General features: G+C 71.6%; 14 protein-coding genes. 3 read left to right on the top strand and 11 right to left on the bottom strand.

Annotated elements, in window-relative coordinates; all coding sequences use genetic code 11:
- Nucleotides 1–4 precede the first annotated feature (4 nt).
- Together K244_RS0109220 and K244_RS22635 are read right to left on the bottom strand one after the other, a co-directional pair.
- The gene (locus K244_RS0109220; protein ID WP_155931663.1) at nt 5–901 is read right to left on the bottom strand and encodes a hypothetical protein; all 897 of its coding nucleotides are present in this window, start codon (nt 899–901) and stop codon (nt 5–7) included.
- 98 nt (nt 902–999) lie between these two features.
- A complete protein-coding gene (locus K244_RS22635) occupies nt 1,000–3,216 on the bottom strand; it encodes an EAL domain-containing protein (RefSeq protein ID WP_020185970.1) in 2,217 nt (738 codons plus the stop codon).
- 232 nt (nt 3,217–3,448) lie between these two features.
- Here K244_RS22635 and minC point away from each other — a divergent pair, with 232 nt between their 5' ends.
- The 3 genes from minC to minE are packed head-to-tail and all read left to right on the top strand — an operon-like array spanning nt 3,449 to nt 5,304.
- Complete coding sequence (minC, locus tag K244_RS0109230) at nt 3,449–4,177, top strand: septum site-determining protein MinC (protein ID WP_020185971.1); 729 nt, start codon at nt 3,449–3,451, stop codon at nt 4,175–4,177.
- A gap of 45 nt (nt 4,178–4,222) precedes the next feature.
- Nucleotides 4,223–5,038, top strand: a complete 816-nt coding sequence (minD, locus tag K244_RS0109235) for a septum site-determining protein MinD (RefSeq protein ID WP_020185972.1) — start codon at nt 4,223–4,225, stop codon at nt 5,036–5,038.
- Nucleotides 5,035–5,304 (top strand): cell division topological specificity factor MinE, encoded by a 270-nt coding sequence (gene minE / locus K244_RS0109240; RefSeq protein ID WP_020185973.1) that lies wholly within the window; start codon nt 5,035–5,037, stop codon nt 5,302–5,304. The genes minD and minE overlap by 4 nt, the downstream gene beginning before the upstream one ends.
- A 244-nt stretch (nt 5,305–5,548) precedes the next feature.
- On the opposite strand, the gene K244_RS0109245 is transcribed toward minE, so the two are convergent.
- From K244_RS0109245 to K244_RS0109285, 9 genes are all read right to left on the bottom strand, one after another.
- Nucleotides 5,549–6,283, bottom strand: a complete 735-nt coding sequence (locus K244_RS0109245) for a cytochrome c biogenesis CcdA family protein (protein WP_020185974.1) — start codon at nt 6,281–6,283, stop codon at nt 5,549–5,551.
- Between the two features lie 127 nt (nt 6,284–6,410).
- Entirely contained in the window at nt 6,411–7,427 is a 1,017-nt protein-coding gene (locus tag K244_RS0109250; RefSeq protein WP_020185975.1) for a P1 family peptidase, read from the bottom strand.
- Nucleotides 7,424–8,866 (bottom strand): cell wall hydrolase, encoded by a 1,443-nt coding sequence (locus K244_RS22640; protein ID WP_020185976.1) that lies wholly within the window; start codon nt 8,864–8,866, stop codon nt 7,424–7,426. The genes K244_RS0109250 and K244_RS22640 overlap by 4 nt, the downstream gene beginning before the upstream one ends.
- 110 nt (nt 8,867–8,976) lie before the next feature.
- Nucleotides 8,977–9,924: a nucleoside-triphosphatase gene (locus K244_RS0109260; RefSeq protein WP_020185977.1), complete on the bottom strand. Its 948-nt coding sequence runs from the start codon at nt 9,922–9,924 to the stop codon at nt 8,977–8,979.
- A 97-nt stretch (nt 9,925–10,021) separates the two neighbouring features.
- Nucleotides 10,022–10,432, bottom strand: a complete 411-nt coding sequence (locus K244_RS0109265) for a hypothetical protein (protein ID WP_020185978.1) — start codon at nt 10,430–10,432, stop codon at nt 10,022–10,024.
- Between the two features lie 124 nt (nt 10,433–10,556).
- Complete coding sequence (locus tag K244_RS0109270) at nt 10,557–11,156, bottom strand: glutathione S-transferase family protein (protein WP_020185979.1); 600 nt, start codon at nt 11,154–11,156, stop codon at nt 10,557–10,559.
- Between the two features lie 162 nt (nt 11,157–11,318).
- Nucleotides 11,319–11,531 carry a cold-shock protein gene (locus K244_RS0109275; protein WP_020185980.1) on the bottom strand — a complete coding sequence of 71 codons (213 nt, stop codon included), beginning with the start codon at nt 11,529–11,531 and terminating at the stop codon, nt 11,319–11,321.
- Nucleotides 11,532–11,774: 243 nt separating this feature from the next.
- On the bottom strand, nt 11,775–12,623 hold the full coding sequence (gene rlmJ, locus K244_RS0109280; RefSeq protein ID WP_020185981.1) for a 23S rRNA (adenine(2030)-N(6))-methyltransferase RlmJ: 849 nt from the start codon (nt 12,621–12,623) through the stop codon (nt 11,775–11,777).
- Nucleotides 12,624–12,638: 15 nt separating this feature from the next.
- Complete coding sequence (locus K244_RS0109285) at nt 12,639–13,028, bottom strand: cupin domain-containing protein (RefSeq protein ID WP_346430349.1); 390 nt, start codon at nt 13,026–13,028, stop codon at nt 12,639–12,641.

The following is a 13,028-nucleotide window of genomic DNA, read 5'->3' on the forward strand; positions in this document are numbered from 1 at the left end:
CGGCTCAGGTGGGGTAGCAGGGACCGCAGGAGGTTTCGCCGCCGCAGGTCGGCGGCGGCGGAGGCGGCGGCGTGACGCCCCGCGAGCGGCGCTTGGACGAGGTCGAGAACAGGTCGTCCTTGAGCCAGTTCGGCGGGTCGCTCTCGCGGTGGCGCTGGATCAGCGTCTTGTCCCCGCCGCCGAAGTAGACCTTCAGGCCGCCCCACACCGCCTTGTAGTCCTTCTCGCCGATCCGCCCCTCGACGAAGGCCGAGGAGTCGACGCCGGCGACCGGCAGCGCGATCTCCGTGCCGAGGGCCGCGGCGTGCTTGCGGCCGGTGTAGCGGTGGCCGGCGGAAACCTTCCAGTCGTCGGTGACGTAGTAGCTCACGTCGACATAGTCGAAGAACGAGCCGCCCTTGCGGGTCCGCTCGGTCGCGCTCGAACCGCCGCCGATGCGCTCGTAGCCCAGCACGCCGGACAGGGTGAGGCGGCCGAAATAGGCCTCGCCCTCGGCGCCGACCTTGGCGTTCCAGGAGTTCAGCCGGTCGTCGAAACCGACCCCGGAGCCATAGACGCCGAAGAGGTAGCTCGACGGGTCGCGGGTGAAGAGATGGCCGGCGCCGCCGCCGACGAAGTCGCCGCGCTTCGCCGCCGCGATCCCGTCGATCTGGGCTCCGAAGCGCTCGCCGAGCGGCAGCGTGACGGAGGCCAGCCCGCCGCCGACGAAGTCGCCGCTGCGGCCGAAGCGGCCGTCCGCCCAGCCGCCGAAGCCCTCGACCTTGCCGTTCAGCACGTCGACCGCGGGCGCGAGCCCGGCGCTCTCCGAAAACATGTCCGCGGCCCGAACCGGCGCCCCCGCGCCGAACGCAAGCCCAATCGCGGCGCCCGACAGGAGCGCCGTCTTCAATCTCATGTGCATGTGATCTCGCTCCCCCCGGGCGACTCGTCAGAGCCAAAAAGAGACCACACTCCTCGCGCTCTGACCAGCCTTCGATCGAGTCATCCTGCGCTCGTTCGTCAGCCCGCCGCACGGCCGCTGGCGCTGCGCGCTTCGGGGGCTGGAGCGGCGGCCAGGAGGGTCAGGAGGTCGGGCTCGGCGAGCGGGCGCGCGAGATAAAACCCCTGGACCTCGTCGCAGGAATCGACGCGGAGCAGCATCAGCTGCTCGGGGGTTTCGACGCCCTCGGCGGTGACGGTGAGGCCCAAAGCGCGGCCAAGGCCGAGGATCGCCTGCACGATGGCGCGCGCCTCGCCGCGGGGGGCGAGGTCCGCTACGAAGCGGCGGTCGATCTTGATGGCGTCGAACGGGAAGCTGCGGAGATAGCCGAGCGAGGAGTAGCCGGTTCCGAAATCGTCCATCGCCAGACGGACGCCGAGCGCCCTCAGCTCCAGCATCACCGCGCGGGCGCGGTCGGCGTCCTCGATCAGCACGCTTTCGGTAATCTCGATCTCGAGCCGGCTCGGCTCCAGGCCGGAGCGCAGAAGGGCGTCCGCCACCACGGCCGAGAGCCCCTCGTCGCGCATCTGGACCGCGGACACGTTCACGGAGACGCCGATGTCCGGCCAGCGCACGGCGGCGGCGCAGGCGGCGCGCATCACCCACTCACCGATCGGGACGATCAGCCCGGTCTCCTCGGCGAGCGGAATGAACTCCGACGGGCTGACCAGGCCGCGGGTCGGATGGCGCCACCGCAGCAGCGCCTCGGCCCGGCGGACCCGCATCGAACGCGTGTCGTAGCGCGGCTGGAAAGCCAGGGTGAACTCGTGCCGCTCGAGCCCGCGCCAGAGTTCGGCCTCGAGCTTTCGGCGCGCAAGGATCTTTTCGTTCATCTCGCTCGCGAAGAACCGGTAGGTGCCCCGGCCGGCCTCCTTGGCGCGGTAGAGCGCAAGGTCGGCGTGCCGCATCAGCTCGCCCGCGTCGCAGTCCGGCTGCGGCATCGCCACGCCGATCGAGAGGCCGAGCCGGACCTCGCCGAAGGCGTGCCGGATCGGCGCCGCGACGGTCGCGATCAGCCGCCGGCAGAGCCGCTCGACGCCCTCCTGGTCGAGCCCCCCGGCGACCACCACGAACTCGTCGCCGCCGACCCGCGCGACGAGGTCGCCCTCCGGCAGGCTGCGGCGCAGGCGCTCCGCCACCTGCTGCAGCACCTCGTCGCCGGCGGCGTGGCCATGGGCGTCGTTGACCGGCTTGAAGCGGTCGAGGTCGAGGAACAGCAACGCGAGGCGCGACGTCGGGTCCTGGAGGCGCTCGCCCATGTGCCGGTCGAGCATCAGCCGGTTCGGCAGGCCGGTGGTGGCGTCGTGCATCGCCTTGCGCTCGACGTCGCGGTAGGCGGCCTGGAGCCGGCGTTCGCTCGCGCGGATCAGCCCCGTCGCGCGGCGGGAGTCGTGCGCGAACAGCGCGAGCAGGAGGGCCATGGCCGCGCCCGCGCAGAGCACCAGCGGCAGCACCATGCCGACCAGCCGCCGGCCGGGACGCTCCGGGTCCCAGCGCAGCGTTACGGGAGAGCCGTTCTCGAGGGCGAGATGGACGGCCGGGGCGGCGGCGGCGTCCGTCGCGTCCCGCGCGACGCGGAGGTTGTCGACGAAGTAGCGCGACCCCAGCGCCTTCAGCCGGGCCGGCGCCATGCGCTCCGCGAACAGCATCACGGAGGCCGGCCCCGGAACCGGCGTCACCGTCCAGTCGGCGCCGGTGGAGATCGCCGCGGCCGAGACGATCGCCGGATCGCCCCCGATCGTCAGCAGCCCAGGCGTCGTGACCGTCGTGTTGGTCCCGGCGGCCCGGCGCGCGCGCGCGATCAGGTCGCCGACCGAGGGGCCGAACGTGCCCTCGACAGTGGAGGAGCTCAGCGCGCCGTCGACGAGCGCGTAGCGCGTGTCTCCCGACGGCCCCACCACGAAGACATGCGTGACCCCCAGCCGCTTGAACACGGTGTCGCCGAGGTTGGCCTGATTGTAGGCCCAGTCCATGTCCACCCGGACATGCAGATTGGAGTAGGCCGCGCCCCAGGCGGCGTAGTCCTCGAGCGTCGTCGCGAGCAGGTCCCGCCGCCCTTGCCAGGCGTGGCTCTCGAGCGCGACCGAGCGCCGCTCGGCGATGACGTCCTGGTCGTCGGCGATCCAGGTCAGCAGCGCGAACGCGACCACGAAGGCGAACACGATCGCCCCGACGAGCGCCGTCATGGCGCGGCGCCCCAGCGCGGCCGCCGTCGCGGCGTCCTGATCATCCGACATCTACGCTCGCCCCCGATGCGGGCGCCATCCTGGCGCCAAAGGCTAAACATTTCGGCGCCGCCGCCCCGGTCCCCGGCCAGTTTTGCGGGGCTCGCGGGGCGTCGCCCCCTCGGCGTCGCAGATTGCGCGGGCGCCCGGCAGAAAGTGCCGGGCCGGTTAACCCGTCGTTAACCACGGACGCGTCAACTCAGGTGGCAACGCTTCGTTAACCCTCCTGATTCCGGGACCGCTCGTGTCGCAAGCCGCTCTCCAGATTGTGCCGAAGCCGGCCGACGCCGCCTCCGAGACCGCCGCCAAGCGGCGTCCCATCCGCTTCCGCGGCCGCTCCTTCATGGCGCTGGTGCTCGCCCCCGAGCAGCCGCTCGAGGAGTGGTACGCCGAGCTCGACGCCCTGACCGCAGGCTCGCCCGGCTTCTTCGGCGAGCGCCCGGTGGTGCTCGACGTTTCCGCCATCAAGCTGTCCCCCCGCCTGCTCGCGGCCCTCCTGGGCGAGCTCGACATCCGCAAGGTGCGGATCATCGGCGTCGAAGGCTGCGACCCGAAATTCCTCGACGGCCCCAACGCCCGGCTCGCCATGCCGGTCGGCGGGCGGGCGGCCGGCGAGATTTCCGCCAAGGAAGCGGCCGCCGCCTCGACCACCTCGCTGGTGATCGACCACCCCGTGCGCTCGGGGCAGAGCGTCTCGTTCCAGGGCGACGTCACGATCTGCGGGTCGGTCGCCTCGGGCGCCGAGATCGTCGCGGGCGGCTCCATCCACGTCTACGGCGCGCTCCGCGGCCGGGCGATCGCGGGCTCGGCCGGCGACGGCAAGGCGCGCATCTTCTGCCGCAAGCTCGACGCCGAACTGCTGGCGATCGACGGCGTCTACATGACCACCGACGAGCTCGACAAGACGCTCCGCGGCAAGCCCGTCCGCGCCCAGCTCGACGGCGAGATCCTGCGCGTCCACGCGCTCGACTGATCTTTCGACGAACGACACGACACAACGATTTTGGAGAGACATCACATGGCTGAGGTTCTGGTCGTCACGTCGGGCAAGGGAGGCGTCGGCAAGACGACGTCGACCGCAGCCCTCGGCGCGGCTCTCGCCCAGACCGGGCAGAGCGTCGTCGTCATCGATTTCGACGTCGGGCTGCGCAACCTCGACCTCGTCATGGGGGCCGAGCGCCGGGTCGTCTACGACCTCATCAACGTGGTCCAGGGCGACGCCAACCTCAACCAGGCGCTGATCAAGGACAAGCGGGTGGAGAGCCTGTCGCTGCTGCCCGCCTCCCAGACGCGCGACAAAGACGCGCTGACGGCCGAGGGCGTGGAGCGCGTCATCAACGAGCTCAAGGGCCGCTTCGACTGGATCATCTGCGACAGCCCGGCCGGCATCGAGCGCGGCGCCTATTTCGCGATGCGCCACGCCGATCTCGCGGTCATCGTGACCAACCCGGAAGTCTCCTCGGTCCGTGACTCGGACCGCATCATCGGCCTGCTGGACAGCAAGACCGAGAAGGCCGAGCGCGGCGAGACCATGGAGAAGCTGCTTCTCCTCACCCGCTACGACCCGGTCCGGGCCGAGCGCGGCGACATGCTGAAGGTCGACGACATCCTCGAGATCCTGTCGATCCCGCTGCTCGGGATCATCCCCGAGAGCCCGGAGGTCCTGAAGGCCTCCAACCTCGGCTCGCCCGTGACGCTCGCCAACCCGCTGTCGGCGCCGGCGCGCGCCTACCTCGACGCCGCGCGGCGCCTGCGCGGCGAGACCATCGAGATGACGGTGCCGAGCGAGAAGAAGCGGCTGTTCGGCAACCTGTTCGGTCGGAGGGCGGCATGAGCGTTCTCAAGTTCTTCACGCGCCGCACCTCGGCGCCCGCCGCTCGCGAGCGCCTGCAGCTCCTGCTCGCCCACGAGCGCGCCGTGTTCGGCCGCACCGATCTCGTCGCCCAGCTCAAGGACGAGATCCTGGCCGTCATCGCGAAGCATATCGCGATCGACCCGGACAAGGTCCGCATCAAGACCGACACCCGCGACACGCTGGCGACGCTCGAGGTGGACATCGAGATCCGCACGCCGAACGGCGGTCTGAAGCTCGCAGGCTGACGCGGTTTTAGGCTTTGAAACAAAACGGCGCGCTCCTCGGGGCGCGCCGTTTTTCATTCACAGCCGTTCCCTTGGCAGCTTCACGAGGAACCACGCCGTCGTTCCGGACGAAGTCCCGGAACCCATCAGCCCGCCGTTTGAAGAGCATCTCAACCGGCGGGCTTATGGGCCCCGGGACAAGCCCGGGGCGACGGTTGAGCGTGTGGGACGTCAGTCCCGCCAGCCGACGAAGCACGCGCTCCACTCAGCCCAGCGTCGCGAGTCCCGGAAACGTCTCCAGCAGCCAGAACGACGCCGTCGTGGTGAAGCCGGTGAGGAAGGCGATCCCCGTCAGCACCAGCAGCCCCCCCATCACCTTCTCGACCGTGCCGAGGTGGGAGCGGAAGCGGCGGAGAAAGCCGACGAAGGGTTTCATCGCGAGGGCCGCGATCAGGAACGGCACGCCGAGGCCCAGCGCGTAGACGCCGAGCAGCCCGGCGCCCGCGGCCACCGTCGTCTCGGACGCCGCGACCGAGAGGATCGCCGCCAGCACAGGCCCGATGCAGGGCGTCCAGCCGAAGGCGAAGGCGAGGCCCATGACGTAGGCGCCCCAGAGCCCGACGGGCTTCTGCACCTCCATGCGCGTGTCGCGCATCAAAAGCGGAATGCGGAACAGCCCCAGAAAGTGCAGCCCCATCACGATGATGGCGACGCCCGCGATGGTGGCGAGCAGCGGCGCGTTCTGAAGCAGCACCCGGCCGAGCAGCGACGCGGTCGCGCCGAAGGCCACGAACACGGTGGAGAACCCCGCGACGAACAGCACCGCGGCCGCCAGCGCCCGGCCGGTCGCGGCCTTGGGCGCGTCGTCGGCGGTGAGCTTGTCGAGCGTTGTGCCGGCGAGGAAGCACAGGTAGGGCGGCACCAGCGGCAGCACGCAGGGGCTCAGAAAGCTGATCGCCCCGGCCGCGAAGGCGGCGGGAATGGTGACGGCGCCGATCATCTCACGCTCCGGTCGCGCGAGGCCTTTCGCGCCTCCCTGCCCTAGCCCGGCTTCGGGCCGAACGAAAGGCGCCCGTTCGGCGCGGCGCGGGAACGTGAAGGACGGCGCCTTTCACAGGTCACCGACGCTACGGCGCCCCAAACCGATCCCGCCACGCGGCTTGCGCGCCCGGCGACGGCAGAGCCGTCGCCTCGTACACCCCACGGGCCACGGCGCGCGCCAGCGTCAGCGCCGCGACATGGCCGAGCGCCGTCAAGGCCGCCAAACGATCCCCCTCGAGTTCGCGCAGGCCGGTCGCGGCCGAAAACACGACGTCCCCGTCGAGCGGCGAGTGGCAGGGCACGAGGGCGCGCGCCAGCCCGTCCTGCGCCATGACGGCGAGCGCCTTCGCCTCAGCCTTTGTCAGGCGCGCGTCGGTCACGACGACCGCCAGCGTGGTGTGCGCGCCGGCCTGAGGTTTCGCCGGCGGGAACAACGCCTCGGGCGGAACCACGGGCGCCGGCCCCCGCCCGCCGAACTCGTCGCCGATTTCGAACGGCGCGGCCCAGAAATGCGCGCCCTCCCCGACCGTCGCGGAGCCCAGCGCGTTGACGGCGGCCAGCGCGCCCACCGTGACGCCTAGGTCGTCGAGGATCGTCGAGGCCGAGCCCAGTCCGCCCTTCAGCGTCGCGGTGCGCGCGCCGAGCCCGGCGCCGACCGAGCCGAGCGCGAAGTCGCTCCCTGCGGAGACCGTCGCACAATAGCCGAGGTCCCTGTAGGGCGGATACCGGCCCCAGTCCTTGTCGCCGCCATTGGTCAGGTCGAACAGGATTGCGCCGGGCACGATCGGGACCCGCACGGGTCCCACGGCGAAGCCGCGGCCGGCCTCCGCCAGCGCAGCCATGACGCCCGCGGCGGCGTCGAGGCCGAAGGCGGAGCCGCCGGAGAAGACCAGAGCGTCGATCGCCTGCACCGTGCGCTCAGGGGAGAGCAGCTCGGTCTCCCGGACGCCAGGCCCCCCGCCGCGCACGTCGACCGAGGCGGCGGCCGGGGCATCGAACACGATCGCGGTGACGCCCGAGGCGAGCCCGGCGTCGTCCGCGTGCCCGACGCGGACTCCCGCGACGTCCGTCAGCAGGTTTCGGGCCCCTCCGCGGAGCCTCACGCGTCGCCCGGCTGGGGCGCGTGCCAGCGCACCCGGTAGAAGATGTGGCGGCCGATCTTGTCGAGCTTGACCATGTCGCGGATCCAGCGCGGGCGGACGTAGGTCGCGTGATAATGCGTCGAGGAGCCGACCTCGGGAAGCCACGCGCCGCCCTCGGTGACGTCGCGGGCGATGCGGGTCGCCAGCCGCCACGCGTAGACGTTGTTCACCCGGTCCGGGATCCGGTCGCAGGCGAAGGAGAATTGGCAGGCGTTGCGCCAGGTCTTGTTCTGGTAGACGACGCCGCACACCGTGTTCGGGTAGTAGCCGGAGCGTGCGCGGTTCATGACGACCTGCGCCACCGCGTACTGGCCTTCGACCGGCTCGCCGCGCGCCTCGAAGTAGATCGCTTCGGCGAGGCACTTTTCCGACGAGGCGAGCTGGGCCTCGGGAATGAACAGCCGGCGAGACATCCGGGTCTGGATAACGCCGTCGAGGCCGCCGCGGAGAGCCGCGGTTTCGGCTTCGGAGGGCGCGCCCTTGCCCAGCGGCGCGTCGTCGGCGCGGGCGTCGACCTTCGCGAGATGACCGGCGTCGCCCTTCGTCGGCGCAACCGGCATCGCCGCCACCGCCATCGGCGGCTCGGTCTCGGGCGTGGTGGTGCGCGGGATGTGGCCGCCGGACAGGAACGCGACGGACGGCGTCGAGCCGTCATGGTTGGCGCCGGCCTCGCGGCGCGTCATCGGCACGCGCGTCACCGAGCCGAGGTCCTGAACCGCCGAATAGGCGCCCTCTTCGTCGAGGCCGTCGTCCTTGGGCGCGGCGTCCGCGACCTTCTCGGACAGCTCCGCATGGTTCGGCGTCGGCGGCAGGACGATGGTCGGCGCCGCGCGGCGGCCGTCGCCGACGAGCGGCAGGACGCTCAGCACGCCGCGGCGGTCGGGATGAAGCAGCGCGCCGATCGGGGGCAGGGTCATGAACGCCTCGCCGGAGTCGACGATCGCCGCGACGGTCGGCGTCGTCGGCTCGGGGGGCGGGAGGATGGCGCTCCGGTCGCCCTTCACGGTGCGGTCGAGGAACGCCTCCGGACCCTGACCCTTGGCCGCAGCGGCGGCGACGACGACCTCCGCCTTCGGCTCCTCGGCCTCCTGCAGCACGAGATATTCGCCGGCGCCGAGAGGATCCACGGACAGCTCGGGCCCCCGGCCCGATGCGAACAGGTCCGCCGCTTCGAGCGAGACGAGATCCGCCGCGCGCCGATGGCCGGCTGCAAGATAGAGCGCGCGATCGCCCTCCTCCGCCCGCGCGCGACCCGATGAGAGGCCGAAGGCGTCCTGCCGCGCGATGGAGGTCGTGGCGAAGGGCAGCGTCGCGGCCGCGAGCGCAAGGCGCAGCACGAACGGCCCGAGCCGCCGCTCCCGCCGTCCGCCGACGCGCCGCTTCGTCTCCCGTGACGCCATGAAACGCGCACTCCACGCGACGCCGGGGCGAACCACGTCCGCCTCAGCCGAAACCACACACGGGTATGGTTTTCGCGTTTTAACCTTGAGGAGCGGTTAACGAGGGCGCGTCAGGGGCCGGTCAGCCGCGCGGCGAGGCGCGTGGTGACTTCGCGTTCGCGGGCGAAGGCGCCGCCGGAGAGCTCACGGAGAAGCGGGACCGCGGCGGCGACGCCGGCCGTGCCGAAGCGAGCCTTGAGGGCCGCGTTCAGCCGGGCTTCGGACTGCCGTCTGCGTTGGGACCCAAGCTGGCCGGTCGCCTTCAGGTGCGCGAGGTGCTCGTCGACCAGCGCGGCGAGGCTTTCGACGCCGTCGCCGGTCTCCGAGGACACCAGCGTCACCGGGGGACGCCAGCCGTTCGCGCCGCCGCTCGCGAGCGTCAGCGCGCTTTCGAGGTCGTCGCGCGCGCGCGTGGCCGGGGCGCCGAGGTCCGCCTTCGTGACCGCCACGACGTCCGGCAGCTCCATCACGCCCGCCTTGATGAACTGCAGAGCGTCGCCCGAGGCGGGCTGCACGGCGAGCAGGATGGTGTCGGCGACCAGCGCCACGTCCGCCTCCGACTGGCCGACGCCGACCGTCTCCACGATCACCCGGTCGAACAGCGCACGCATCAGGATGACGACGCCGAAGGCGAGGTCGGACAGGCCGCCCAGCCGATCGCGCGCGGCGAGCGAGCGGACGAAGACGTCCTGGTCGTCGGGGTCGGTCAGGATGCGGGCGCGGTCGCCGAGCAGGGCTCCGCCGGAGCGCATGGACGAGGGATCGACCGCCACCACGCCGACCGACAGGCCGCGGTTGCGCAGCCGCTGCACCAGCGCCCCGGTGAGGGTGGACTTGCCGACGCCCGGCGGGCCGGTGAGGCCGATCACGTCGCCTTTCGGCTCGGCCTCCGCGGCGTCGAGCAGGGCCGCGACCTCAGGGCCGCCGGCGCCGCGCTCGAGCCGGGCGAGCGCGCGCGCCAGGCCGACCTTGCCGGCGCCTCGGAGGGTCTGAAGATCGGGAAACGGCTGGGCTGTCACGGAACCTGGCGCACCGGAGGCGAGAGAAGCGTCAGCCTCCTCTCGCACGATTCCGCGGCGCCCGCGACGGCGCCTTCGTCGGCGAGGCGCGCCCGCGTCAGGGCTTCGGCGCGGCGTTCGGCTGCGCGGGCGCGGTCTTGTAGCGGTCGCACGCGTCCTTGAGCATGCTGTCGGCCTTCTGCAGCGCCACGTTGAACACGCGCGACTTCTCCGGCGGGAACATGGCGCGCTGCGCCTTCGCCTTGTCCACGTCGCCCATCATGTAGTCGTAGAACACCTGCCGCTCGGCGACGTCGTTGATGTGCAGGTTCGCGACCTGAACCACGCAGCCGCACAGCTCTTTCGACACCTTCGCCGTGCAGGCGGCGGTGTAGGCGCCGTCGACCTTCGCGGATTCGGCCGGATCGGCGGTCTGTTGCTGGCCCGCGGACGGCGCGCCCTGCGCAAAGGCCGCGCCGCCGGCGGCGAGGAGAAGGGCGGCCGCGAGGCCGAAGCGGGCGTGACGCATAGGTGATGTCCTCCGACGCGGGCGGCGCCGTCTGTCGCGGCGCTCGCCTTCTTATGGCGCGCTTACGTTTGGCACGCCTCGCCCGGATCAGCCACCCCCGCGGGGGGCGACGATGGGCGAAGCGTCAGTGCGCCGCGGTGGCGTCGTAGGCGGGTGTGGTGGCGCGGAAGGCGTCGAGCCATTCGACAAGCTTCGGATGCTCAGCGCGCCATCGTCCCTCGAAGCGGAAGTCCAGATAGCCGAGCGCGCAGGCGACCGCGATGGCGCCCACGTCGCCATGCTCGACCGGCGGCGAGGCATCGAGCGCGCTGAGCGCCCGCGCGACTTTCCCGGCCTGCATCTCGAGCCACTTCGGTTCGACCTTGGCCTCGTCGCGGAAGCGCCGCTCGTAGATCTGCAGCAGGGCGGCGTCCATCAGCCCGTCCGCGAGCGCCTGCGTCCGCAGCGCGGCGAAACGGGCGGAGGGGTCGGCGGGGATGATCTTCCCGCCGCCGGCGAGGTGGTCGAGATATTCGAGGATCACGCGGCTGTCGAACAGCGTCGCGCCGTTGTCGAACTCGAGCGTCGGGATCTTCCCGAGCGGATTGACCGTGCTGATCGGGTCGGCGGGGTCGGCGGTGTTGGTGGCCACCACGGTGAGGCGGTCGGACAGGCCGAGGACCGCGGCCGCGATCTTGACCTTGCGCCCGAATGGCGAAGGGGCGGCGGAACGCAGGATGAGCATGGCGTCTCCAGAGCATGAGGACCGTCAGGCCCCCCGGCGGCCGCCGGGGGCGTCCGTCAGGATCGCCGTCCCCCTGTAGCACGGGGAGACGCGGCGGAAACGCGCGAAGCCCCCGCCGCCCCTACGTCCGCCCGCGATCCCGCCGCTCTGCGCGCAGCCGCCTCAGCCGACGGTGAGGTTGACCGCCTTGGGACCCTTCCCCTTGCGGTCCGGCTCGACCTCGAACGTCACCAGTTGGCCTTCCTCCAGACCCGTCAGGCCCGAGCGCGTTACGGCAGAAACATGCACGAAGATGTCGGCGCCGCCGCCGTCCGGCTTGATGAAGCCATACCCCTTCTCGGCGTTGAAGAACTTGACCGTCCCGCTTTGCGCCATGTGGCGCCCCCTTCGCTCGCAAGTGAACCACCCGCGCCCCCTCCGGCGCGTATCGAACGCCGGCCGCCCGCCAGGGCTGCAAAGACGAAGGTCACACCTGCGCCGCCTCGCCCATCCCGCTCGGCCTCCCCATTTTGGTAACGTTTCGCACCTGCGAAAGGCAAGGCGAAAAGATGGCGCGTTCCAAGGGGTAGGCGCCTCAGGACGGTGCAGAAAGGCGACGATACCGGCCGGACGCGATGGTCAGGCGCTCAGTTCTTCGACGATGGCTCGCCCGCCTGCGTCCTGTTGAAGAGCTTGGGCGATGTCCGGCAGTCCGGAACGGCAGTCGTCGGCGAGCGTCCAAGGCGGGTTGGCGAGGATCAGCCCGGACCCGTTCAGCAGCCGGGCGTCTTCGCACCCGCGAACATGAACCTCGACGCGCAGCAGCTTAGGCCGGCCCGACGCCTTCAACGGCTCGATAAGCGCTTGCAGGTCGCGAAGGTCCTTCACCGGATACCAGAGCGCGAAGACGCCGGTCGGCCAAACGGCGTGCGCCGCGAGGAAGCGCTCCGCCATCCGCGCCAGTTCGCCCGTTTGCTCGTAAGGCGGATCGACGAGCACGAGGCCGCGGCGCTCCCGCGGCGGCAGCCAGGCGTTGAGCGCGGTCCACCCATCGATCTCGACGACCTTCACGCGCTTGTCCCGGCCCATCGCCTGCCCGAGGGCGACGGCGTCCTTGGGGTGCAGCTCGCACAGGCGGAGGCGGTCGTCGTCGCGCGCGAGCCGCCGGACGATCTCGGGCGAGCCGGGATAGCGCCCCGGCCGCCCCGCGCCGTCGTCGAATTCGGTCAGCACCCGGCGCCATGGCGCGAGCAGCCGCTCCGCGGCCTCGCCCAGGCGCCGCCCGGCGAGGCGGCCGACCCCGTTCCGCCATTCCGCGGTCCGACTCGCCTCCTCGCCTTCGAGATCGTAGACGCCGACGCCCGCATGGGTGTCGAGATACCCCCAGGGCGCGCTCTTCAGGTTCAGGTGTTCGATGACGCGGGCGAGCAGGACGTGCTTGAGCACATCCGCGAAATTGCCGGCATGAAAGGCGTGGCGGTAGTTCACTCGCGGCGGCCTGCGTCAGGCGTCGTCGGACGGCGGCGGGAGCATGACCACGAAGTCCTTCTCGCAGGCCTCCACCACCGTCCAGACGCCGACGAAGCCGGGCTCGATCACGATCGCGTCGCCGGCCTCGTAGTCGACCGGCTCGCCGCCCTCCGGCGTCAGCACGCAGCGACCGGACCGCAGACGGCACCACTCCCACTCGTCGTAGGCGACACGCCACGCGCCCGGGGTCGCGGACCACACGCCGGCGATCAACCGTCCGTCCGGCGACTCGTAATGCACCGACGTCCGGAAGGTCGGCGCGCCCTCGACGACGAGCTCGGGCGCGGGCGCGCCGTCCTCGAACGCTGGGCCTGGTCCTCCCAGGAGGTGCAGGCGCATGGCGGCTTCGACGTCGTCAACCAC

This window comes from Methylopila sp. 73B (assembly GCF_000526315.1).
Lineage (GTDB): Bacteria > Pseudomonadota > Alphaproteobacteria > Rhizobiales > Methylopilaceae > Methylopila.

Excerpts from the sequence above, each read along its gene's own strand:
- K244_RS0109245 (WP_020185974.1), bottom strand. The coding sequence starts at position 6,283 with ATGATCGGCGCCGTCACCATTCCCGCCGCCTTCGCGGCCGGGGCGATC.
- K244_RS0109270 (WP_020185979.1), bottom strand. The coding sequence starts at position 11,156 with ATGCTCATCCTGCGTTCCGCCGCCCCTTCGCCATTCGGGCGCAAGGTC.
- K244_RS0109275 (WP_020185980.1), bottom strand. The coding sequence starts at position 11,531 with ATGGCGCAAAGCGGGACGGTCAAGTTCTTCAACGCCGAGAAGGGGTAT.
- K244_RS22640 (WP_020185976.1), bottom strand. The coding sequence starts at position 8,866 with ATGGCGTCACGGGAGACGAAGCGGCGCGTCGGCGGACGGCGGGAGCGG.
- minD (WP_020185972.1), top strand. The coding sequence starts at position 4,223 with ATGGCTGAGGTTCTGGTCGTCACGTCGGGCAAGGGAGGCGTCGGCAAG.
- K244_RS0109220 (WP_155931663.1), bottom strand. The coding sequence starts at position 901 with ATGCACATGAGATTGAAGACGGCGCTCCTGTCGGGCGCCGCGATTGGG.
- K244_RS22635 (WP_020185970.1), bottom strand. The coding sequence starts at position 3,216 with ATGTCGGATGATCAGGACGCCGCGACGGCGGCCGCGCTGGGGCGCCGC.
- minE (WP_020185973.1), top strand. The coding sequence starts at position 5,035 with ATGAGCGTTCTCAAGTTCTTCACGCGCCGCACCTCGGCGCCCGCCGCT.
- K244_RS0109265 (WP_020185978.1), bottom strand. The coding sequence starts at position 10,432 with ATGCGTCACGCCCGCTTCGGCCTCGCGGCCGCCCTTCTCCTCGCCGCC.